Source organism: Bacillus cereus group sp. N21, from assembly GCF_016483395.1.
Lineage (GTDB): Bacteria > Bacillota > Bacilli > Bacillales > Bacillaceae_G > Bacillus_A > Bacillus_A pseudomycoides.
This window is the reverse complement of record NZ_JAEHBX010000020.1, coordinates 13,467-36,528: the sequence shown is the minus strand read 5'-3', so window position 1 is coordinate 36,528 and position 23,062 is coordinate 13,467. Positions and strand designations below refer to the sequence as shown.

Here is a 23,062-nt window from a genome sequence, read left to right as displayed (position 1 = left end):
AAAACATAAAAAAATAGTAGAATATTAACTAATAAGAATTTTCTGATAATACAAATATATCAGAAATCTACCAAGGATATCATCGTACATATAATTAGGGAGGGTACACAATGAAAAAGAAAAAGTTGAAGAAGTTAACAGCGGTTGTAGCACCAGTTTTAGCAATGAGTATGGCATTATCGGCATGCTCGGGATCAGGTGGGGATAAGAAGACAAGTACAACGTCTAATAGTGGTGAAGAGAAAAAATCTGATATTAAATATGCAGCAAAACAAGTATTAAATCGTACAGAAAATCAGGAAATTCCAACAATGGATACTTCAAAATCAACAGATACTCTTGGGTCACAAATTTTAGGGAATACAATGGAAGGGTTATATCGCCTTGATAAAGATAATAAACCAATCCCAGCTGCAGCTGAATCTAGCACGAAAAGTGAGGATGGTAAAAAATATACATTTAAGCTTCGTAAAGATGCAAAATGGTCAAATGGTGATCCTGTAACAGCGAAAGATTTCGTGTTTGCATGGCAGCGCTTACTTGATAAAAACACAGCTTCTGAATATGCGTTTATTGCTTACTATATTAAAAATGCAGAAGCAATTAATAAAGGAGAAGCAGACCTATCTACATTAGGTGCTAAAGCGGTTGATGATTATACCCTTGAAGTGGAATTAGAAAAGCCTGTTCCGTATTTCTTAAATTTAACGGCATTCCCATCATACTATCCATTAAATGAAAAGTTTGTAAAAGAAAAAGGGAATAAATTCGGTTTAGAGGCGGATACAGTTTTATATAATGGACCATTTGTAATGTCTGAGTGGAAGCATGAGCAAGGTTGGAAGTTGAAGAAAAACGATAATTATTGGGATAAAAAGAGTGTGAAACTAGAGGAAATTAACTATAGTGTTGTAAAAGACGTAGCTACAAAAGTGAACTTATATGATACTGACGCAATTGACTTTACATTATTATCAGGAGAGTTTGTTGATAAATATAAACCGAAGAAAGATGAATATGGTGAGTATGCAGAATCAAGCACTTTCTTCTTACGTTTGAATGAAAAACGTGGTGGCCAAGATACGCCGCTGAAAAATAAAAAGTTACGTGAAGCAATTGCATTGTCAATTGATAAAAAAGGTTTAGCAAATGTTATCTTAAACAACGGTTCTAAAGCAACGGATCAATTAGTACCAAAAGGACTAGCAAATGGTCCAGACGGTAAAGATTTCACAGAAACATTTAAAAATGGTTTAAAGCAAGATACGAAAAAAGCAGCTGCAGCATGGGAAGAAGCGAAAAAAGAACTTGGTAAAGACCAAGTGGCAATTGAATTGTTAAGTTATGATGATGGAACAGCGAAAAAAGTTGCTGATTATGTAAAAGACCAAATTGAGAAAAATTTAAAAGGTGTAACAATTAATACGAAAATCCAGCCGTTTAAACAAAAGTTAAAACTAGAGACAGCGCAAGACTATGAAATCTCTTACGCAGGTTGGAGCCCAGACTATGCAGATCCAATGACATTTATCGATATGTTTGAAACAAAGAGCCCTTATAACCAAATGAGCTACTCAAATCCAAAATATGATGAAATGGTTAAAAAAGCAGGAAATGAATTAATGTCTGATCCGAAGAAACGTTGGGAAGAGTTAGGAAAAGCAGAAAAACTATTGCTTGAAGAAGATGTAGCGATGGTGCCACTATATCAAACAGGTAGAGCATATGTAATGAAACCAAATGTAAAAGGAATTGTAAAACATAATATTAGCCCAGAGTACAGCTTCAAGTGGGCGTATGTAGAGGAAAAAGGCGGAAAATAATATGAAATTAGAAAAGAGCCTCCGGAAGTAGGTCAACTACTTTTGGAGGTGCTTTTTCATGGGAAGAATCTTGTTTATAATTTGTTTTATTGCTAAAAGGATAAAAATTTATAAATACTACAATAAAAGTAGTATTTATGAATTTTTAAGATAATATAATCTCATCTCATATTGATTAAGAATGGCAGTGAGGGATTAAAAGGCAATAAGACTCCTACCACAAAAGTTAGTGAAGGTGGGGGATGAAGAAAACTCACACTGATTAAAGTTTCAATTTATAGAGAGAAAGGAGGTTATATATAATTCGAAAAAATAGAGATGAATAAGAAAGCTTTAGTGCTCATATAGTAGATGGGGAGAATCTTGTAATTGTGCTATTAAAAAGCAAATCATTATTATAGAAAAACTATTTTCAGAATTTTGAAAAATAACTTTACAAACTCGAAAAAAATAGTAGAATATTAATTAATAAGAATTTTCTGATAATATTATAAGTATTAGAAAATCTCTCAAATGTATCATCGTACATATAATTTAGGGAGGGTACACAAATGAAAAAGATCAAGAAACTAACAGCGGTTGTGGCACCGGTTTTAGCAGTAAGTATGGCGTTATCGGCATGCTCGGGGGCAGGTGGGGATAAGAAGACAAATACAACGTCTAATAGTGGTGAAGAGAAGAAATCTGATATTAAATATGCAGCAAAACAAGTACTAAATCGTACAGAAACAAACGAAATTCCAACGATGGATACTTCTAAAAATACAGATACTCTTGGGTCACAAATTTTAGGGAATACAATGGAAGGGTTATATCGCCTTGATAAAGATAATAAGCCAATCCCAGCTGTGGCAGAATCAAGTACGAAAAGTGAGGATGGAAAAAAGTATACATTTAAACTTCGTAAAGATGCAAAATGGTCAAATGGAGATCCTGTAACAGCAAAAGATTTCGTATTTGCATGGCAACGGTTAGTAGATCCAAAGACAGCTGCTGAATACGCATTTATTGCTTATTATATTAAAAATGCAGAAGCAATTAACAAAGGAAAAGCAGAAGTATCTACTTTAGGTGCAAAAGCAGTAGATGATTATACACTTGAAGTTGAGCTGGAAAGCGCAGTTCCATATTTCTTGAACTTAACGGCATTTGTATCGTATTACCCACTAAATGAAAAGTTCGTAAAAGAAAAAGGAGATAAATACGGTTTAGAATCTGATACGGTAGTTTACAATGGGCCGTTTGCTCTAACTGACTGGAAGCATGAAGAGGGTTGGAAGTTAAAGAAAAACGATAATTATTGGGATAAAAAGAATGTGAAACTAGAAGAAATTAACTATAGTGTTGTAAAAGACGCAGCTACTCGTGTGAATCTATATGATAGTGGTCAAATTGACTTTTCTTTATTAACTGGGGAGTTTGTTGATAAATATAAATCGAAGAAAGATGAATTTGGAACATATCTGGAACCAAGTACATTCTACTTACGCTTGAATCAAAAACGTGCTGGTCAAGATACACCACTAAAGAGCCAAAAATTACGTGAAGCAATTGCGTTGTCAATTAACAAAAAGGATTTAGCAAATGTAATTTTAAATGATGGTTCCAAACCTGCCGATTTCTTAGTTCCAAAAGGATTAGCGAATGGACCGGACGGTAAAGATTTTCAAGAAACGTTTAAAAACGGTTTAAAACAAGATTCTAAAAAAGCAGCGGCGGCTTGGGACGCAGCGAAGAAAGAGCTTGGTAAAGATCAAGTGACACTTGAATTCTTAAACTATGATACGAGTAATGCAAAAAAAGTTGGTGAGTATGTAAAAGATCAAATTGAGAAAAATTTAAAAGGTGTAACAGTTAACATTAAAATGCAGCCATTTAAACAAAAATTAAAATTAGAATCTGAGCAAGATTATGATTTCTCATATGGTGGTTGGAACCCAGACTATGCAGATCCAATGACATATTTAGACATGTTTGAATCAACAAATTCTCAAAACCAAATGAGTTATTCAAATCCAAAATATGATGAAATGATTAATAAAGGGAAGAAAGAATTAATGGCAGATGCGAAGAAACGCTGGGAAGAATTAGGGAAGGCTGAAAAACTGTTGCTTGAAGAAGATGTAGCGCTAGTACCGTTATTCCAATCAGGTAGATCTTATGTATTACAACCAAATGTAAAAGGAATTGTAAAACACAATATCAGCCCAGAGTATAGCTTTAAGTGGGCATATGTAACAGAGAAAGATAGCAAGTAATTAAAAAAGCATTTCCAATGGTAATTACTTTACCTTGGAAATGCTTTTTTATGAGTAATGTGGGAGCTACTTTGAGAAAATAGTACGTTATTTTTGCACAGTACATTACGTTTATGCATATAGGTATTCTAGAAAAAAGAAGGAGAATCTTATGAAACGGAATGTATACATTGATTTTTTAGCTTATTACGGAATTGGAAGCGCACATCCTGGTGGTTTTACATTAACGAAACAGTTATTGGCACAGTTGCCATTATACCGTGAAGCAAATGTGCTTGAAATAGGATGCGGAACAGGGCGTACAGCAGCTTATATGAAAAAACAATATGGTTATAACGTCACAGCAGTTGAAAATAATGAAATTATGATTCAAAAAGCAAAAAATAGATGGACACAAGAACAATTATCGATTGAACTGATTAAAGGAACTGCTGAACAGTTGCCGTTTTTAAATGAGAAGTTTGATCTTGTATTAGGTGAATCTGTACTTGCTTTTACAAACAAAAAACAGGTGATTCCTGAATGTTTTCGTGTCTTGCAAAAGAACGGGAAACTTGTTGTCATTGAAATGATAATTGAGAAGCACTTAACAAAAGAAGAAGAGGAGAAAATACTGCAATTTTACGGAATAAAGGAGTTACACACAGAAAAGGAATGGATTGATTTATTTCAAACGACAAACTTCAAAAGGATAACGATTGTAGGTGGAGGAACGATTGCCGAAACGATTGCAGGACAAATGGAACAGCCAGAATGGAACCTGTCACATTTTATTCCGGCTGAATTGTACGATGCATGGGTGCAGCACGAGCAGGTATTGCAAATGTATCAACATATTTTAGGGCACCGTGTATTTATTTGTGAAAAATAAAAAGCAGATTAAAAAATCTGCTTCATTTATCCTACTATTTGTGGGCAGTAATATTCTCACCTCAAAATTTAGCAAAAGCACAGAAGTTAGGTGAGAGATAACCTACCCGTAAAGGCCCGATTGATGAGGGCTGATTAAAGTTTCACTTTATTCGCGTATGATAGGATAACTGTATTCCATTATTTTTGAAAAGGAGTTGACTAAAAATATAGTCGGCTTCTTTGTATATTAGATGAAAAATAATGCAGCTAAAGCAATACCAAAAATAAATCCGAAACCTAATTCAACGGCACCACTTCCGCAAAATCCTCCTCTACAGCCTCCATCAAAGCCACAGCCTCTATCAAAGCCACAGCCTCCATCAAAACCAAAGCCTCTATCAAAACCAAAGCCACAATGGTTACATTGACCTAAACCACCACAAAAATCACAGCCGCCACCTGCATATGCATCATGGTAACCAAATCCTGTATCAAAAGATGATCTATAGGGTTCAATCCAAACAGAATCATTTGTCACATCAACAATCTTACCGATATGAACATAACCATCTACATCTTCAATACGTACAACTTTACCAAAATAACGATGACAAGTATTGTAACATTTTTGACAATGCATGTTCTTGCCTCCTTCCATATACAGTAATACGATATGTTATCGGGACAAGTGCGGCTTGTACGATTGACCTAAGTTTCATAATTGTTACGAGAAAGGGGGAATATATGGTGAAAGTGTATGAAAAAGGAGTGGGAAATATGGAATCTAAAGATCAATTCCAAACATATGAAGTTCCTTGGAATGAATTTACGAATGCCCTTCGTAGTGAAATGGAAAAACAAGTAGGAGCAGATATCATTGACCAGGTTGTTTGTGATTTAAAGGATGGGTTTGAAGTGTATACATATATACAAGGAGATTTGGATTTTGAATATAAAGAAGAACTTGAACGAAAATTTGGGAGTGATGGAAAAATTCCTAACTTATTAACTGTTATGTTATTAGCGAGTATTTATCATACAAGCGAAGAGAATATTCGTCTGCATGCGGATCGTAAAGACAATCCTATTGTTGAAGTATATGTGAAACAATAAAACACGCTGTTATAGGCGTGTTTTTATTTGTATGGAAAAATGTAAGGAAATTCACACTTTAAGGAGAGGGGATATTGTGGTTGCTTTTTCAACAGCGCATCGTATTCCTCATACCATTGCTACAGAAACTTTACAATATTCTTTTTTACGTGAAGATGGTAAGGAAGTTTCATATCTGTTTACGATGACTGTAGAAGTGATAGAAGAGGCTATTTAGAAAGCTTTATGCATAGCAAAAATGACAAGTGGAAGTAGGGAATATTTAAAAAAACACCGTATTTAAAGGTGGAAAGTTATTTTTAATAGAAGAGAAAATCAAACTTTTTTATAGGGATTTTTTGTATGAAGAGTCTGTTTTGATTAATTCTCTTTCAAAACAAGATCGTTACTGAAAAGGAGGTTATCATTCCAGTAATTTAGTTTACATAATGACATTGTAATAATCTACATATCCCAAAATACAAGTCATATATCTTGTTTCTTTTCATAAATTTAAACATAGGAATTTGTCTACAAAGGTGGCGAAGCCTCATCATGAAGATTCGAATTTGTGCCACATTCATCTTTTTTCTATTATTGTGCTTGAATCCTTTTTCAACTTTTGCAAAAGGAGAGGAGGCAAAAGAAAGGGTCGTTTCACTTGTATATGATGATTCTGGCAGCATGAGAAATAACGATCGCTGGAAATATGCCAACTATGCTTTGCAAAGTTTAGTTGCATTATTAGATGAAAGAGATAGATTTTCATATGTTCCAATGAGCCGTCCTACTGAAGCGTTAAATGTCACGCTAACAAATGAGAAAAGACAAATAGAAATTGATCAAATTGGAGCGTGGAAGAATTATTTAAATACGCCGTTTAACGCAGTAGAGACCGCGATGCAATCTATTAAAAAGGAAGCAGACATAAATGGAAAACGTGAATTTTGGCTTATTGTATTAACTGACGGGGCATTTAACGAATTAGAAAAAGAAAAGAATGGCGGTAAAGAACAAATCACGCAGAAACTGGAACAGTTTAAAAAAGAAATGGAAGCGAAAAAAATATCATTGCATCCGGTTTTAATAACAATGGAAGAAAACTTAGGACAGCAAGAGCAACAACAGATGAATACGTTTAAAGAAATTTGGAAGCAAGAGATAAATGGTATCGTCATGCCAACGAGTGGAGAAGATGGAGTTATTCAAAGTGTAAATCAAGCTGCAGCCTTGGTTGCGAATCGTGATCCATTTTCTTCTGTTGAATCTGTCGTGAAAACGACTATATCGGGTAACAAATTAGAGATTACTACACCGTTCCCATTAAAACGAATGACACTGGTACAACAATCTTCTACTGCATCGCAATATCGGATAGAACGACTTTCTAAACCGTTAGCAGTACAATCTTCCTTTTCAATTCATGCACCAGGAGAATCAAAATTATATGGTGGTATTACCCATATCGGCGCTACGAATCATGAAATAATTAAATCAGGGACATACACGTTAGAAATTGATAGTGGTATTGTGAAAGAAGGATTGAAAGTACTTGTTGAACCAGCGCTTGACTATACCGTTTCTACTTATGATAAAGAGGATAAAGCGAAAAAAAACGTTGAGAAAATGTATGAGGGAACGAAAGCAGTGATTGAAGCGAAACCGACGGATTTACCAATACAATCTTCGTATTTCCAAGCAGAAGTAGAATTAGATGGAAAGCTGTATCCGATGAAATGGGATGATAAAGCACATGTGTTTTACTATGAATTACAAATTAAAAACCAATTTGTACGTGGGAAAGTTCATATGAATATAAAAGGGTTTTACAGGCAAACGAGAGAATTCCGAATTGATCCGATACCAAAGGCAAAATTATCTTTGCAAGTCATTACGAAAGATTATAAAGAAAAGGTGACGAATTTAGACAAGAGTAAGCCATTTGTCCTGCAGCCATTACTGAATGGTGAACCAATGACAGAAGTGGAGGTAAAAAAGCTACTGCAATCTACTGGTGTCACATCTCATCAATCGATTAACTACGAATTGCGGCAACATGACAATCAAATTTATGTGTATCCTCGTCCTTACTACTCCGATACATTCAATTTTACAGATACCGGCACCATAGAAGCTACCATCACTATAAACGATTCAAAGTTACAAGAAGTGAAGAAAACGATTTCGTTTCATATTCAAAATGCACCATTTTGGGAACGGTATGCGCTAATTTTTCAATTTGTAATCCCGTTTGCCTTACTGCTTTTGCTTGTTGCGATTCTTATTTTAGGGTGGATTGTCCGGCCAAGGTTTCATCGTAAAGCAATGTTATATTACGAATGGGATCAAGAAGTAGCAAAAGATTGGCTCTATCAATCTGAACCAGAATTATTAAGAAACAAGTGGTGGAAACATTATTTTGGTATTCCATTTCGAGCAGAACGAAAGACGGTACAATCAGTAACTTTTATAGCAAAAAAAGGTTCGAAGTCTATATTTGTAGCAAAGGAATCACAAGTGATTGGTATGATTATTGACGGTATGTTTATAACAGAGGAAGAGGCCGGAAATGAGCATAAGACATTATATCCGAACGAGATTTTACTAATTGATCGTGGGTATGGAAAAGAAATTTATCGATATGAATGTGAATAATAGGAAGTTCAAATAGGAAGGTGGTTCACATGACATTACAAGTTCCAACAATTTTAATTGGCTTAGGTGGAATCGGGAGTACCGTTACACACCAAATATATGAGAAATTGCCAGAGGAACGACGTAAAAAGGTAGCGATGCATGTCTTTGATACAGATGTGAATACATTAAGTAAATTTGAGCATATTCGTAAGTTCAAGACACAAACGAGCTCTAGTAAAACGCCGCGAGAATATATTGCAGGGGATCCAACGATTCCGGAATGGTTTCCAATGGACCCTACTATTCTAGATAAGCCGTTAACTGAAGGAGCTGGTCAACTGCGTGTGATTTCACGCTTAGCTCTTCGGGCAGCGATGAAAGAAGATAAATTGACTGCTTTTTGGCAAGAAATCGAAAAAATTTTTCCTGTCACAAGTGATCAAACAGAGTATGGTGTTCGAGTTATTATCGTTACATCGTTAGCTGGTGGTACCGGTTCGGGTATGTTCTTACAAATTGCGTTGTACCTACGTGAAATGCTTCGGAAAAAACTGCAGCATCATAACATTTTAATACGAGGTGCGTTTTTAATGCCGGATGCACTTGTTAAGACACGTACCATTAGTGCGAAAGAATTTGAAACTGTTCAGGCAAATGGTTATGCGTCATTAAAAGAACTTCATGCGATTACACTTGGCTCAACGGGTGAATTATCAAAGCGGGGCGGTGTAACAATTGAACTAGAGTATCGTCCAGATCAAGTGGATGAAGACGGAAGAACGAATCATACAATTAAAGAGCATCATTTACCATATAATTATTGTTTCTTATATGATTATGAAAATTTACACGGTCATCATTTACACAATCTATCAGATTACATGGAACAAATGACAAACACGATTTATTTACAGCTATTTAGTCCGATGTCCACAAGTCATTTTGCACAAGAAGATAATCAGATTCAGCAATTGGCAGAATCGAATGGAAAAGCACGTTATTGTGGTGCTGGAACTGCAAAGCTTATTTATCCATATGGGCATGTGCTAAAATACTGTGCCTTGAAATGGGCTGTGCAAGGATTAGATGAATCCTGGCTACATTTAGATCAATTGTTTCAAGAGAAAAAACAGCGGTATGAACAAGATGTTCGTCGTGGTATGCAGCGTGAGAAGCCAGAGCGGGGAAAGAGTTATTTAGAAGATTTAGAGCATCTTGCCACTCGCCCAGAGCAAGCACATATTTTCTATAGACAAATGTACAATGAAACACGCGAAGGTGCAGAAGGTGGTAAGGTAGGCGTTGCGAAATCCAAGTTATTTTTAGAAGCGGTTGAAAGTTATGTACAGCGTACTGTACAAAAAGATGAAGAATTAAATAGGTTGCAGCATGAGTGTAAAATATCTGCCGCAAAACTTAAAATGATGGAGCAAATGAAGGGTGAAGTGGCGAGAGTTGATCATGCTGTTAGGTTGTATGCCTATGCGATACCAAGCCGTGTGCATGAGCACGTGACGACACTTTTATATGACATGATAGAATCAGATCGATATACACCGAGTGGATCAGAGGGACAGTCATATCAACTAAATACATGGTTTTTAAAGAAAACAGAAGCTGTTCATCCAGTGGCTGCTCGTTTTATGCTATATGAAATTCGGAAACAATTAGTAGAGAAAATGAATCGTTTACATGAGAATAATGAACAGAAGCGTAATTTAATTCAAAACTATGATAAGAAATTTAATGTAAGCAATATTGATGGTACAGTTACAGCAGTGCGACGTGTTGAGCTGGCGCAACAACAAGGCTGGTTTGGAAAAATGTTCTATAATCAGCGGCGTACGTTCCGAAAAGAATTTGAAGATATAGTCACGCAATATGTGCATAAGTTGAATGAATATCGTAAAGAAATGTTACTGGAACTCGTTTATCAATCGCTATATCAGGCAGTAAATAAAATGATCCAACATTGGGAAAGATTCTTTGATAATTTACAAGAAACACGTGAAAATTTGCTGTTTGAAATTCAAAAACGCAGCAAAGAATTTGAAGGGAAAACAAATCCGACGAATGTATATGTATTAGCAGATGAAAAACTACAAGACAAAATATGGAAAGATATGCAGCAACATTTAAACTTAGGTGTGCTTCCAAAGGATATATCAGCAGAGATGTATATGAGCTTGTATACGGAATATTGCCGCGATGCACAAGCAGAGGAAAGTCAATCGAAGAAAGTAGAGGATTTTTATCGAGAGCATATTTTAACGTATTGTTATAACGAGCTCCAAGTCCGATATCGTGACAAATTAGAACTCAATATTATTGAAGCATTGCGAAAAGAAGCTGATTTTAAAAAGCGTGATCGTAATGAATATGTGAGAGAAAAAATTGAAGATCTCTTCCATCTAGCAAGCCCATTTATCCCGAAGGTAGCCCATCATCGAGAGTTACAATATTGGGGTATACATCCATCACTAAAACAGGAACTACAGGAAGAACTATTGCAAGAAATGTTTCAAGAAAAAGATACAGTGAATGAAGCATTTTCACCATTTGAAGTAATTTGTTACCGAGCTCATTATGGATTATCATTACAAGATTTTCCTAAGCTTTCATCTGGACATCTTGCAAATGGTTTTATGAATGATAAAGGAGATTATTTTCAGTCTTATTATCGCCGTGTAAATAAATTAAATATCAAAAAATCGAATTTGACACCGCATTTAGATAAATATTGGCACTTACCAGCTTTTATGCCGGACTTAAATGTAACCCAGACGAAGTTAGATTATGATAAATGTAATCGTGCTCTTCTTTATGCATATATGTACCGGTGGATTAGTCTTGTCGCTGTCGATGGTCAGTTTGTCTATCAATATAACGGTGTAGGACGCAGCTTTTTAATTCAGTCCATGGGGAAAAATATTTCAAGTGAAAGTTATAAGTTACATCGGGCATTGCTGCATAATCCGTTTATTTATGAAAATATTCTGTCCCGTTTTGAAGAAGAACAGGAAAAAGCAATGCTTCAAGGTGGACATTTGTATACACAGGCCTTTGTATTAGGGGCTCAAGATGTAAGATGGCTTAGAAAAGAGCACGTTCATAATATTTTAGACATTATTTTAATGTACGACCGGGAGGCAAAATACGATCCAACGTTAGAAGAAACATCAGATGAATTATTGCGATTACTTCTTGATGAAATCGAGTTGTATTTCCAAAATTATTATGGAACAGGTGCAGATATGGTTGCAAAGAAAGAGAAAGAAATGTTTGTAAAACAACTATGGGACCGTTCGTATGCGAAAGGGTATGTTGATCCAAATAGTGCGCCTTATAAAAAATGGCAGCACTTATTACATGTTCAAGATGAAGAACAAGATACAAAAACGAATGTGTAGGGGAAAGATAGGGAACCCTTAAGTATGGAAATACTATTTATGAAAAGAGGGGTTCTAGGTGCCATTTTTAGGAAGTGTGTATCAAATATTTGGATTATATCCGGAGATTTATCATGCGATGATTTCTGTGGAAATGCAGGAAGAAGAATTACGTAATGAGCATGTGGAAAAGAGAAATGAAATAGAAATGGAAGATTAAGAAAAAACCATGCAGATTTTTATCTGCATGGTTTTTAATGATTCGTTTTCGGAGTACTAGTAATGAATTTCATTCGGAATACAAAAATAAAGTAACCAATACACCCTCCAATAAATGCAGGACAGATCCAGCCTAAACCTGCATCGTATAAAGGAAGAATTTTAGAAAAAGTAACATTGATTGCTTGAATAGGTATATTTGCTGCATTTAGTCCATCAAACAAACTAACGACAAAAGTTAGGAGTAAGCTCCATTGATATACCTCTGTTCTACCTTTAAATATAGGGTGTAGAAATGTTAAAACAATTAGCATAATTGCTAGTGGATATATCGCTGTAAGTACCGGAACAGAAACCGCAATTAATTCTGTCAAACCAAGATTTGCAATCAATGCGCTAAAAATAGAAAGTATAACAGCAAATGTTTTATAAGATATTTTCGGGAATACTTTATGGAAGTATGAAGAGCATGCTGTTACAAGTCCAACGCTTGTTGTTAAACATGCAACAGTAATCATTAAGCCTAACAATAAATTTCCTAAAGAACTAAAATAATAATTAGCTACTTTAGCTAATACTTCTCCTCCATTTGTTAAGTGCCCTAGTTTAGATACGCTAGCGGCTCCCATATAAGAAAGGGAAGTATAGACAATTGTTAATACAATTGCTGCAATACCAGCAGCCTTTGCACAAACGCTCACTATTTCTTTTTTATCATAAGTACCCTTCTCTTTTATAGCATTGATAATAATAATACCGAATACAAAAGATGCAAGTGTATCCATTGTTAAGTAGCCTTCTTGGAAACCTTTAAAAAAAGAATCGTTCACGAATTCTTTTGTAGGTGCCTGAATAGGGCCGATTGGTTGGACAAACGCTGCAACTACTAAAATCCCGATGAATGTAAGTTTGATAGGTGTTAAAAGTTTCCCAACAACATCTACAATTTTCGTTGGATTAAATGAGAACCAACATGTAATACTAAAGAAAATGATTGTGAAAATAAGTAATGCAACCGTTTCTGTTCCGTCAGATAAAAATGGTTTTACACCTATTTCAAAAGAAACACTTCCAGCTCTAGGGAGTGCAAATAACGGACCAATTGCTAAATAAAGAATAAATGTGTACACAGCACTGAACCAAGGATGAACACGATTCGCTAATGTTTGTAAATCATCACTATCAGAAATGCCAAATGCTAGAACGCCTAACAAGGGAAGACCTACTCCTGTAATTAAAAATCCAGCAGTAGCAATCCACACATTATGCCCAGCTGCTTGTCCTAACATAGCTGGGAAAATTAAATTTCCAGCACCAAAAAACAGTGCAAATAACATAAGGCCGATTACAAGGACACGAGAAAAGGGTACTTTATTTGCCAACTTAAAACCTCCATTGAAATAATTCTTTAAAATACCATAATGCCACATAGAAAATTCTGAATTTTAAAATTGTTATATTCACAACGTTTTTTATTATACTCATATGAAATTTATATAGCAACCAAAAAAAAATTTTTTGAATTAATAATAAAAAGTAAATTTATGATATGAAATTTATATCATGCAAATAATAGAGTTAAGATACAATCAAGTGACTATGGTTTTTATTTCACAAAAATAATTTCAATTATGAAATAGTTGAGCACGCATGTGTCTTGTAGGGAATAATGAATAAAACATTAATATTAGAAAAATGAATCAAGGGATATTCCTGGTAATAATTGAAATTTAATAATTTGGATTTGTAAAATAACACTCTTTATTACATAATTATCCATTCTAGAGTGATTGATCTTATTATTGACAATTGAATTAATTATATGATAAATTCAATCCTGTTTCTTAGTGATGCATCATTTGAAAGAATATCGTATAGATAATTTCAAATGTATATTTCGAAAAATTCTGCATTTTTCAAAATACCAAGTTTAGAAATAAGTAAAATTTATAGTTATTGAAAAATAATAATTATAAAAACTTTAAAAAGGAAAAGAAGAAGTTGTACTTAGTAAGGGATTATATTGAAAACGAGGTTTCTATTAATGAGTCTACTAATTAAAAAGGAAATGAATGAAGAAAAGAAAAGGGTATTGAACCAAACGTTAGGAGCATTTGATTTAACTCTTTTAGGAATCGGGGCAATTATTGGAACTGGTATTTTTGTATTAACAGGTATTGTGGCAGCGAAACATGCTGGTCCGGCAATTGTTCTATCTTTTGTATTGGCTGCAATTGTTTGTGCATGTGTGGCATTTTGTTATGCTGAATTTGCTTCTACTGTTCCAGTATCCGGTAGTGTATATTCTTATACATATATTACATTAGGAGAAATTTTTGCTTTTATAGTTGGTTGGTGTGTCATGTTAGAGTATTTATTAGCGACCTCTGCGGTAGCAGCTGGGTGGTCCGCTTATTTTCAATCATTACTTCTAGGATTTCATATTAAAATTCCTACTCTTTTTGCCTCGGCACCGGGCATGGGGAAAGGTGGAATCATTGATTTACCTGCAGTTTTTATTGTTTTAGTTGTTACATTTTTATTAAGTCGTGGTGCGAAAGAAAGTGCGCGTATTAACAATATAATGGTTATTATTAAACTTGCTGTTATTTTAGTATTTATTATTGTAGGTGGACAATATGTGAAACCAGAGAATTGGCAACCATTTCTTCCGTTTGGATTTCACGGTGTTATTGGAGGAGCGGCTACTGTATTTTTTGCCTTTTTAGGTTTTGATGCAGTTGCTACAGCAGCTGAAGAAGTGAAACGCCCACAACGCAATGTTCCAATTGGTCTTCTTGTATCGTTATGTATTTGTACAATTCTTTATATTGGTGTTTCATTTATTTTAACAGGAATGGTACCATTTACTGAATTGAATGTAGCTGATCCAGTTGCATATGCATTGCGTGTTGTAGGAGAGGATAAAATTGCAGGTTTGTTATCAGTAGGAGCCATTGCTGGTTTAACTACAGTTCTTTTGGTAGCCATGTTTGCTTTTGTACGGGTATCTTACTCAATGAGTCGAGATGGATTACTTCCAAAGAAGCTTTCAAGTGTGCATAAACGTTTTCAAACACCATTCCTTAATACGTGGATTACAGGAATGCTCGCAGCACTTTTAGCGGGGCTTGTAGATTTGAATTTATTGGCGAATTTAGTGAATGTGGGAACGATAACAGCTTTTATATTTGTATGTATTTCGGTAATTGTACTGCGTAAAACAAACCCAAATATTGAAAGACCATTTCGTGCACCGTTGGTTCCTTTTTTACCGATAATGTCAATAATAAGTTGTATGTATTTAGCTTTAAATCTTTCTAAAGTAACTTTAATCAGTTTTATGGTTTGGGTTATGATAGGTATTTTGGTTTATTTTGTGTATGCTAAAAAGCATAGTAATGTAAGAAAAAGAAATGGCGCATAAAGTGTAATAACCATCCCCTAAGGTGGGGTGTTGGCCGTCATCAATTTAGCTTTACTGCTTGCGAATAGCGGATAAATAATTGAAATAACAGCTGTAGGCTGAAAAGATAGCTTGTTTACAAGTAATTCTTTACTGTCTACAGCGATTTTTATTTGTATATAAATAAAAACCCCATTATTGTAGAAAGAATTAAATTTAAAAAAGAAAGTGATGTGAGAATTAATAATGTTCGTAAAATGTATGTATATATTGTGTATTAGTGTCATTGCTTTTTCGATGATGGGACTTGATAAACGTAAAGCAGTGAAAAAACAATGGCGTACCCCTGAGAGTACATTGTTTTTAATGTCTGCAGCAGGAGGAGCAATCGGAACGTGGATTGGAATGTATGTTTTTCACCATAAAACTCATAAAAATAAATTTAAAATGGGTAGACCGCTTCTTGTTGCTATAACTTCATATGTTTTATGGGTAATTTAGGTTTACTTGGTTAGTTAGAGTTCGTACAACAAATTAGGTTCCAATGAGGAGTCTAAAAGGAATTTAGCTGTTTTCTGCTAGGTTCTGAAGTATGTCATATTAAAAATAAGTAAGTTTTTTGAAAAAGGAATTTCATTGTCGAAAAAGATAGGGAGAGAATATTTGTAAAGGTTTAAAGATACACCTTATAATGAAGGGAAAAAGAGAAGAGGAGAAAAGGGAAGATGGAGAGTCAAAAAGCACTGCAAAAGCAAGGGATTTTATACGCAGCTGGTGCTTATATGATGTGGGGAGTTCTTCCTGTTTACTGGAAATGGGTGGGGGAAGTTCCTGCAGAAGAAATATTAGCACATCGTATTGTTTGGGCATTTGTTTTTATGTTACTAATTTTGGGAGTATCGAGACGATTGGGGCAATTTCAGAGTGAACTTGTGAGTCTTTTTAAACGACCTAAATTATTAATTTCATTAACGATCGCTTCCGTTTTAATTAGTGGGAATTGGTTTGTGTACATATGGGCTGTGAATCAGAATCATATCATTGAAGCGAGTCTTGGTTATTATATTAATCCTCTTGTAAGTATTTTACTTGGTACAGTTGTTTTGAAAGAAAATCTTAACTTTTGGCAATATGTTGCAGTTGGTTTAGCAGGAATAGGTGTTATTATTTTAGCGTTTCGATACGGTTCAATTCCATGGATTGCTCTTTCACTGGCATTTACATTTGGGTTATATGGGTTAACCAAGAAATTGCTGAATTATGATGCAATGATAGGACTTACGATGGAAACAATGATTGTGACGCCTCTTGCATTCATTTATTTAGTTATGATTGGTGAGCATGGTTTTGGTTCGTTTGGCTCTATTTCGTTTACTTCAACGCTAATTTTAATGGGAGCAGGGATTGTTACTGCATTACCACTTTTTTATTTTGCAAAAGGAGCACAACTTATTCCGCTATATATGATTGGATTTTTACAATATATTTCTCCGACCATTAATCTTATTTTAGGTGTTTTTGTGTTCCATGAGCATTTTACGTCGGCTCATATGACAGCCTTTTTCTTTATTTGGGTTGCATTATTGATATTTTCGATAGCAAAAACAAAGTTTTTGCTTCGGAAGCAACCAAAGTTTCTTAAAAATAAATCAGCAAAAGTATCATAAAGCGTAGTATTTTCTACGCTTTTTTCTTTATACTTATAAATATAGAATTTCCATTACTGCAGGTAGGGAGCTGGAAATATGGAAACAATTTTACATAATGATCCACTTATGGCAGCTATACTCGCTTGGTTTTTGGCGCAACTAACGAAAGTTGTATTTAAATTAATCAAGGCGGGAGAATTTGATTTCGCACAATTTTTTGCTTCTGGAGGAATGCCGAGCTCTCATTCTTCAACGGTAACTGCATTAGCGACAGGTGTTGGAATGGTGGAAGGAATAACGAGTGCGGTGTTTGCAGTGGCAGCTATTTTTGCAATTATTGTCATGTACGATGCTTCAGGAGTAAGGCTCGCGGTAAGCAAGCAGGCGAAGATTTTAAATGAGTTTTTTCATGGTAGACAAACAGAATATAAGAAATTAAATGAGCTTGTCGGACATACACCGTATCAAGTGGTTGTCGGAGCTATTTTAGGAATTGTTGTTGGAATTGGATATTGTTTATGAACAGAATGTGTATTTACACATTCTGTTTTTTATTTGTTTCGTACATATTTGTGTGCTAAGCGGAATATCGTATACGGATTTAGAAAGGTAGGTGAAAAGGGTGTTATTATATGAAAAAGTGCGTCAAGAAGTCGAGCGGAAAGTTACTGCACTTCGAACGATGCAATATCAAGATGGGGCTTGGCGTTTTTGTTTTGAAGGTTCTCCATTAACGGATTGTCATATGATTTTTTTACTAAGATTATTAGGACAAAATGGTGAGATGGAGCCATTTGTTACTCGAGTTGCATCTCTTCAAACAAATGAAGGAACCTGGAAGCTATATGAAGATGAATCTGTTGGCAATTTGTCTACTACAATTAATGCATATGTTGCTTTACTTGCTTCTGGAAGGTATACGAAAGAAGATATAAATATGAAGCGTGCAGAAGCGTTTATTCGGAGGCAGGGTGGGATTACAAAGGCTCACTTTATGACGAAGTTTTTATTAGCGCTCCATGGAGGATATGAATATCCTTCTTTATTTCACTTCCCAACACCCATGTTATTTTTACCTGAAGATTCCCCGCTTAGTATATTTGAGCTAAGTAGTTCCGCGCGTATTCACCTCATTCCGATGATGATTTGTATGAATAAACGATTTACTGTGTCCAAAACGATTCTTCCTAATTTAGATTATATTTCAGGTGGGAGTAAAAAGCAGTGGTTCCGTGAAGAACGTTCACCATTGTTTCAAACGCTTCTTGATGACGTGAAAAAGTTTTTATCTTATCCGTTATCTTTACAACATAAGGGATATAAAGAAGCAGAGCGTTTTATGATTAAGCGGATTGAAACAAATGGAACACTATACAGTTATGCGAGTGCTACATTTTATATGATTTATGCATTGCTTGCACTTGGGCATTCGATTCAGTCACAGCTTATTTCCAATGCAGTATTAGGGTTGAAATCTTATATATGGAATATGAACAAGGGGACACATCTTCAAAATTCACCATCTACAGTGTGGGATACAGCTTTACTAAGTTATTCGTTGCAAGAAGCGCGTGTACCGCATGACAACAAAATGATTCACAAAGCGACAGATTATTTACTACAAAAACAGCATAAAGAGAGAAAGGATTGGAGTGTGCATGCTCCAATACTTGACGCTGGAGGTTGGGGCTTTTCAGATATTAATACGACAATTCCTGATATTGATGATACGACAGCTACACTTAGAGCGTTAGCGCGAAGTAGGAAAGGGAATCAAAAAGTAGAAGAAGCTTGGAAAAAAGGAATTGAATGGGTGAGGGGATTACAAAATATTGATGGGGGCTGGGCTGCTTTTGAAAGAGGTGTAACGAATCGTTTACTGGCCGATTTACCTCTTGATAACGCAGGAGACATGACTACGGACCCATCTACGTCAGATATTACAGGTAGGGTGTTGGAGTTTTTTGGAACATATGCTCCGCACCAGCTAAAAGATGACCAAAAGGATCGAGCAATTAAATGGTTAATGCAAGCACAGGAGAAGAATGGATCATGGTATGGAAAATGGGGGGTGTGTTACATATACGGTACTTGGGCAGCTCTCACAGGTTTACGTGCTGTAGGAGTTCCATCTAATCATACAGCTTTACAAAAAGCAGTTACATGGTTAGAGCGTATTCAACATAACGATGGAGGTTGGGGAGAGTCTTGCAGAAGTAGCATAGAAAAGCATTTTATTTCGTTACCGTTTAGTACACCATCACAAACGGCATGGGCACTCGATGCACTTATTACTTTTTATGATACGGAAACACCTGTCATTCGAAAAGGGATTTCTTATTTACTTGCACATCTAAATCAGAATCAGGATTATCCTACAGGCATAGGGCTACCAGATGGTTTTTATATTCGCTACCATAGCTACCATCACATATTTCCAATCCTTACTTTTGCGCATTATATCAAAAAATATATGAAATAAACCGAGAAATTATCTCGGTTTATTTCATTTTGTATGGGTAGTAGTAGGTCCCAATTGCAAAAGGATAAGGGCGAGATAGCGCCTTATTTTTGTTTAGACTGTCGTTTTTGACGTGCATCGGCGGCGTCAGCACGTGCATTTGCTTCTAAGTCATCATGATCAGCAAGTTCACGAGAGAACTCTACATCGATGCCATCAGAAGTTTTGCTATACCCTAGGTTCTTTTTGTTCATTCGACACAATCTCCTTGTGTTTATGCTATGTTGCAAGTTTAGTTTGACACAAATAGACTTTTTTATACAAAAAGGATTTGGAAAGCATAAAGCCGAAATATACAGTATAAGTAATAGAAATGGGGGATAGGGATGGATTTTTTACATGGGAAAACAGCTGTTGTAACAGGAGCAGCACAAGGGATAGGAAAAGAAATTGCTTGCACTTTTGCAAAGTTAGGCGCAAAGGTGTTAATTAGCGATGTAAATGAGGAGAAATTAAAAGAAACAACAAGAGAATTTTTAGACCAAGGATATGAAGTAAGTATATACGCATGTGATGTGAGTAATCAAAGTGAAGCGAAATCGTTAGTCGAATACGCAGTTCAAACATTTGGAGAATTACATGTTTTAGTGAACAATGCAGGGATTACAAGAGATGCGATGTTACATAAAATGGAGAAATCTGAATGGGAACAGGTGCTGCAAGTAAATTTAACAGGTGTGTTTTATTGTATGCAACCAGCGCTTCTTTATATGAGACAACAACAATATGGGCGCATCATAAATATTTCTTCCATCAGCTGGCAAGGGAATATTGGACAAGCAAATTATGCAGCTACGAAAGCAGGAGTTATTGGTTTAACGAAAACAGCAGCGAAAGAAGTAGGGGGATTTGGAATTACTTGTAATGCAATTTGTCCAGGGTTTATGGATACAAATATGACGAAGACAGTGCCGGATAAAGTAAAAGAGAAGATGATAGGCGCGATTCCAGTTGGCCGAATTGGAATACCACAAGATATTGCAAATGCAGCTGCATTTCTAGCATCAGAGTATGCATCGTATATTACAGGAGAAGTGTTACATGTTAGTGGTGGCTTGCAAGTGTAAGAGATAGCTCCATATTTTTTAATACGTTACAGAATGAAATATTTGAATTCTCTAAACGATTTGTTACATAATAAGTAGAGCCTGACCAATTTTGGTCAGGCTCTTTCATTTAGTTTAGGTTCACCCAAACACTTTTCACTTCTGTATAGTTGTTTAATGCATAAGATCCCATTTCACGACCAAGGCCAGATTGCTTAAATCCACCGAATGGAGAAGCTGCATCAAATACGTTATAACAGTTTACCCACACTGTACCAGCACGGACTTTGCTGGCAATGTAATGTGCATTTTTCACATTTTCTGTCCATACACCAGCAGCTAAACCAAATGATGATTTATTTGCACGTTCAATTACTTCATCAATATCATTAAATGGCAATGCGGAGATGACAGGACCAAAAATTTCTTCTTTGGCGATTGTCATTTCATCATTTACATCTGCGAATACTGTTGGGGCAACAAAATACCCTTGCTCGTATGGTTTGTTTCCACCAACAAGTACTTCTGCACCCTCTTCAATACCTTTTTCAATGTATCCCATAACGCGTTTTTGTTGTTCTTCGGAAACGAGAGGCCCAATTGTAGTTTGAGGATCTAATCCTGCACCTTGTGTTAATTTTTTCGCATATAGAACAAGGTCAGCCATAACGTTATCATACATTTTCTTTGGAATAAATAAACGTGACCCTGCACAACATACCTGACCTTGGTTAAACATAACGCCAGAAAGTGCAGCTGGAATGGCACGAGATAAATCAGCATCTGGTAGGATGATATTTGGTGATTTGCCGCCAAGCTCTAACGTAACTCGTTTCAGTGTTTCAGATGCTTGTCTCATAATTTGTTTACCGACAGGAGTCGAACCTGTAAATGCAATTTTATCAACGAGAGGATGATTTACAAGTGCTTGTCCAGCTGTTTCACCGAATCCTGGTACGATGTTAACAACGCCTTTTGGGAATCCAGCCTCTTCAAATAATTCAGCTAAGTATAGAGCGGAAAGAGGTGTTTGTTCTGCTGGCTTCAATACGATTGTACAACCAGTTGCAAGAGCAGCCCCCATTTTCCACATTGCCATAAGGAGTGGGAAGTTCCACGGAATAATTTGCCCAACAACACCAACAGCTTCATGGCGTGTATAGTTAAAATATTCACCAGAGACTGGGATTGTTTGACCGACAATTTTTGTAGCCCAACCAGCGTAATAACGCATATGTTCAATTGCAAGCGGAATATCTGCTGCTAATGTTTCACGGATTGGTTTACCGTTATCTAATGTTTCAAGTTGTGCCAGTTCTTCTTTATGTTCTTCCATTAAATCAGCAAGCTTGTACATAAGACGGCTTCGTTCAGCGCCGCTCATACGTGACCAAGGACCTTCATCGAAGGCCTGTCTTGCAGCCATTACGGCTTTATGAATGTCTTCGCGACCAGCTTCTGAAACAATCGCAAGTGTTTCACCAGTTGCTGGGTTTGGAGTTTTAAATGTCTTTCCGGAAGCGCTTTCAACAAAAGCTCCATTCACATATAATTTTTTTGTTCCTTGAAGAAATTTCTCTACTTTTTCATGAAGATTTACAGCTAGTTGACTCATTGTATAACCCCCTTGAAAATATAATGTAAACGCAGTACGAGACGGCGTTTATTCCTGTAACAAAGTTGTAAAGAAACTAGATGGAAGACCTCTAATTTTAATCATAAATAATAAAGACTGAAAATTCAAATTTCATTTACATTACAATTGTAAAAATTATGTAATACGGAGTTGGATTCTATATATTTGCAAAAAATCCTTCTAGTTTTTCTTTTCTAGTAGGAAAAACTAGAAAAACAATGTTACAATTATACATCGTGAGAGGAGGGAGAAAATGAAGGATTATCATGATGATCCACGCTTTCGAATTGCCCATAGAGAGGCGTTAATTGGTCTTGGACTTGCTTTTATCAATTTTATAATATGGTATGGATTTGCCTATGGGCTTGGGAGTAAAGATCCAAGTGAATATACATATGTATTAGGTTTTCCGGCATGGTTTTTTTATAGTTGTATAGTCGGTTTTGGTGTAGTAGTTATACTTCTTATTTTAATCGTGCGTTTTGCATTTCAAGATATTTCGCTCGATGAGGAAGAAAAAAGTGAGGAATGATA

Annotated in this window: 19 protein-coding genes; 15 read left to right on the top strand and 4 right to left on the bottom strand. The window is 35.6% G+C overall.

The window, feature by feature from the left end; genetic code table 11:
• Nucleotides 1–110 precede the first annotated feature (110 nt).
• The 3 genes from JDS96_RS13560 (at nt 111) to JDS96_RS13550 (ending at nt 4,952) form a co-directional block, all read left to right on the top strand.
• Entirely contained in the window at nt 111–1,823 is a 1,713-nt protein-coding gene (locus tag JDS96_RS13560; protein WP_142307500.1) for a peptide ABC transporter substrate-binding protein, read from the top strand.
• 551 nt (nt 1,824–2,374) lie between these two features.
• Nucleotides 2,375–4,081, top strand: coding sequence for a peptide ABC transporter substrate-binding protein (locus tag JDS96_RS13555; protein WP_199667129.1), 1,707 nt, complete (start codon nt 2,375–2,377; stop codon nt 4,079–4,081).
• A gap of 151 nt (nt 4,082–4,232) precedes the next feature.
• A complete protein-coding gene (locus JDS96_RS13550) occupies nt 4,233–4,952 on the top strand; it encodes a class I SAM-dependent methyltransferase (protein ID WP_199667128.1) in 720 nt (239 codons plus the stop codon).
• 228 nt (nt 4,953–5,180) lie between these two features.
• Here JDS96_RS13550 and JDS96_RS13545 read toward each other — a convergent pair whose 3' ends face one another.
• A complete protein-coding gene (locus JDS96_RS13545) occupies nt 5,181–5,573 on the bottom strand; it encodes a hypothetical protein (RefSeq protein WP_199667127.1) in 393 nt (130 codons plus the stop codon).
• Nucleotides 5,574–5,710: 137 nt separating this feature from the next.
• Here JDS96_RS13545 and JDS96_RS13540 point away from each other — a divergent pair, with 137 nt between their 5' ends.
• The 5 genes from JDS96_RS13540 to JDS96_RS13520 all read left to right on the top strand — a co-directional run bounded on the left by JDS96_RS13540 (nt 5,711) and on the right by JDS96_RS13520 (nt 12,271).
• A complete protein-coding gene (locus JDS96_RS13540; protein ID WP_029427152.1) occupies nt 5,711–6,046 on the top strand; it encodes a hypothetical protein in 336 nt (111 codons plus the stop codon).
• Between the two features lie 31 nt (nt 6,047–6,077).
• The gene (locus JDS96_RS13535; RefSeq protein WP_123767148.1) at nt 6,078–6,263 is read left to right on the top strand and encodes a P1 family peptidase; all 186 of its coding nucleotides are present in this window, start codon (nt 6,078–6,080) and stop codon (nt 6,261–6,263) included.
• 317 nt (nt 6,264–6,580) lie between these two features.
• Nucleotides 6,581–8,680: a vWA domain-containing protein gene (locus JDS96_RS13530; RefSeq protein ID WP_199667126.1), complete on the top strand. Its 2,100-nt coding sequence runs from the start codon at nt 6,581–6,583 to the stop codon at nt 8,678–8,680.
• Between the two features lie 29 nt (nt 8,681–8,709).
• On the top strand, nt 8,710–12,072 hold the full coding sequence (locus JDS96_RS13525; RefSeq protein WP_199667125.1) for a tubulin-like doman-containing protein: 3,363 nt from the start codon (nt 8,710–8,712) through the stop codon (nt 12,070–12,072).
• A 58-nt stretch (nt 12,073–12,130) separates the two neighbouring features.
• Nucleotides 12,131–12,271 (top strand): hypothetical protein, encoded by a 141-nt coding sequence (locus tag JDS96_RS13520; protein WP_003199007.1) that lies wholly within the window; start codon nt 12,131–12,133, stop codon nt 12,269–12,271.
• A 34-nt stretch (nt 12,272–12,305) separates the two neighbouring features.
• Here the strand turns inward: JDS96_RS13520 and brnQ are convergent, their stop codons facing one another.
• Nucleotides 12,306–13,652, bottom strand: coding sequence for a branched-chain amino acid transport system II carrier protein (brnQ, locus tag JDS96_RS13515; protein ID WP_199667124.1), 1,347 nt, complete (start codon nt 13,650–13,652; stop codon nt 12,306–12,308).
• 662 nt (nt 13,653–14,314) lie between these two features.
• On the opposite strand from brnQ, the gene JDS96_RS13510 reads away from it, so the two are divergent.
• The 5 genes from JDS96_RS13510 to JDS96_RS13490 all read left to right on the top strand — a co-directional run bounded on the left by JDS96_RS13510 (nt 14,315) and on the right by JDS96_RS13490 (nt 19,807).
• Entirely contained in the window at nt 14,315–15,697 is a 1,383-nt protein-coding gene (locus JDS96_RS13510) for an APC family permease (protein ID WP_199667123.1), read from the top strand.
• Nucleotides 15,698–15,922: 225 nt separating this feature from the next.
• Nucleotides 15,923–16,177: a DUF1294 domain-containing protein gene (locus JDS96_RS13505; protein WP_199667122.1), complete on the top strand. Its 255-nt coding sequence runs from the start codon at nt 15,923–15,925 to the stop codon at nt 16,175–16,177.
• Between the two features lie 224 nt (nt 16,178–16,401).
• Nucleotides 16,402–17,343, top strand: coding sequence for an EamA family transporter RarD (rarD, locus tag JDS96_RS13500; protein WP_199667121.1), 942 nt, complete (start codon nt 16,402–16,404; stop codon nt 17,341–17,343).
• 78 nt (nt 17,344–17,421) lie between these two features.
• Nucleotides 17,422–17,847 (top strand): divergent PAP2 family protein, encoded by a 426-nt coding sequence (locus tag JDS96_RS13495; RefSeq protein WP_097795914.1) that lies wholly within the window; start codon nt 17,422–17,424, stop codon nt 17,845–17,847.
• A 100-nt stretch (nt 17,848–17,947) separates the two neighbouring features.
• Entirely contained in the window at nt 17,948–19,807 is a 1,860-nt protein-coding gene (locus JDS96_RS13490; RefSeq protein WP_199667120.1) for a terpene cyclase/mutase family protein, read from the top strand.
• 83 nt (nt 19,808–19,890) lie between these two features.
• On the opposite strand, the gene JDS96_RS13485 is transcribed toward JDS96_RS13490, so the two are convergent.
• Entirely contained in the window at nt 19,891–20,040 is a 150-nt protein-coding gene (locus tag JDS96_RS13485) for a YfhD family protein (protein WP_003198992.1), read from the bottom strand.
• A 132-nt stretch (nt 20,041–20,172) separates the two neighbouring features.
• Between JDS96_RS13485 and fabG the strand changes: the two genes are divergently transcribed.
• A complete protein-coding gene (fabG, locus tag JDS96_RS13480) occupies nt 20,173–20,913 on the top strand; it encodes a 3-oxoacyl-ACP reductase FabG (protein WP_199667119.1) in 741 nt (246 codons plus the stop codon).
• 109 nt (nt 20,914–21,022) lie between these two features.
• On the opposite strand, the gene JDS96_RS13475 is transcribed toward fabG, so the two are convergent.
• Nucleotides 21,023–22,507, bottom strand: a complete 1,485-nt coding sequence (locus JDS96_RS13475; protein ID WP_199667118.1) for an aldehyde dehydrogenase family protein — start codon at nt 22,505–22,507, stop codon at nt 21,023–21,025.
• 274 nt (nt 22,508–22,781) lie between these two features.
• Between JDS96_RS13475 and JDS96_RS13470 the strand changes: the two genes are divergently transcribed.
• Nucleotides 22,782–23,060, top strand: coding sequence for a YhdT family protein (locus JDS96_RS13470; protein ID WP_003198986.1), 279 nt, complete (start codon nt 22,782–22,784; stop codon nt 23,058–23,060).
• The last annotated feature ends 2 nt before the right edge of the window (nt 23,061–23,062 follow it).

Excerpts from the sequence above, each read along its gene's own strand:
- JDS96_RS13560 (WP_142307500.1), top strand. The coding sequence starts at position 111 with ATGAAAAAGAAAAAGTTGAAGAAGTTAACAGCGGTTGTAGCACCAGTT.
- JDS96_RS13470 (WP_003198986.1), top strand. The coding sequence starts at position 22,782 with ATGAAGGATTATCATGATGATCCACGCTTTCGAATTGCCCATAGAGAG.
- fabG (WP_199667119.1), top strand. The coding sequence starts at position 20,173 with ATGGATTTTTTACATGGGAAAACAGCTGTTGTAACAGGAGCAGCACAA.
- JDS96_RS13495 (WP_097795914.1), top strand. The coding sequence starts at position 17,422 with ATGGAAACAATTTTACATAATGATCCACTTATGGCAGCTATACTCGCT.
- JDS96_RS13550 (WP_199667128.1), top strand. The coding sequence starts at position 4,233 with ATGAAACGGAATGTATACATTGATTTTTTAGCTTATTACGGAATTGGA.
- JDS96_RS13510 (WP_199667123.1), top strand. The coding sequence starts at position 14,315 with ATGAGTCTACTAATTAAAAAGGAAATGAATGAAGAAAAGAAAAGGGTA.
- JDS96_RS13485 (WP_003198992.1), bottom strand. The coding sequence starts at position 20,040 with ATGAACAAAAAGAACCTAGGGTATAGCAAAACTTCTGATGGCATCGAT.
- JDS96_RS13530 (WP_199667126.1), top strand. The coding sequence starts at position 6,581 with ATGAAGATTCGAATTTGTGCCACATTCATCTTTTTTCTATTATTGTGC.
- rarD (WP_199667121.1), top strand. The coding sequence starts at position 16,402 with ATGGAGAGTCAAAAAGCACTGCAAAAGCAAGGGATTTTATACGCAGCT.
- JDS96_RS13525 (WP_199667125.1), top strand. The coding sequence starts at position 8,710 with ATGACATTACAAGTTCCAACAATTTTAATTGGCTTAGGTGGAATCGGG.
- JDS96_RS13540 (WP_029427152.1), top strand. The coding sequence starts at position 5,711 with ATGGAATCTAAAGATCAATTCCAAACATATGAAGTTCCTTGGAATGAA.
- JDS96_RS13475 (WP_199667118.1), bottom strand. The coding sequence starts at position 22,507 with ATGAGTCAACTAGCTGTAAATCTTCATGAAAAAGTAGAGAAATTTCTT.
- JDS96_RS13505 (WP_199667122.1), top strand. The coding sequence starts at position 15,923 with ATGTTCGTAAAATGTATGTATATATTGTGTATTAGTGTCATTGCTTTT.
- JDS96_RS13555 (WP_199667129.1), top strand. The coding sequence starts at position 2,375 with ATGAAAAAGATCAAGAAACTAACAGCGGTTGTGGCACCGGTTTTAGCA.
- JDS96_RS13545 (WP_199667127.1), bottom strand. The coding sequence starts at position 5,573 with ATGCATTGTCAAAAATGTTACAATACTTGTCATCGTTATTTTGGTAAA.
- JDS96_RS13535 (WP_123767148.1), top strand. The coding sequence starts at position 6,078 with ATGGAAAAATGTAAGGAAATTCACACTTTAAGGAGAGGGGATATTGTG.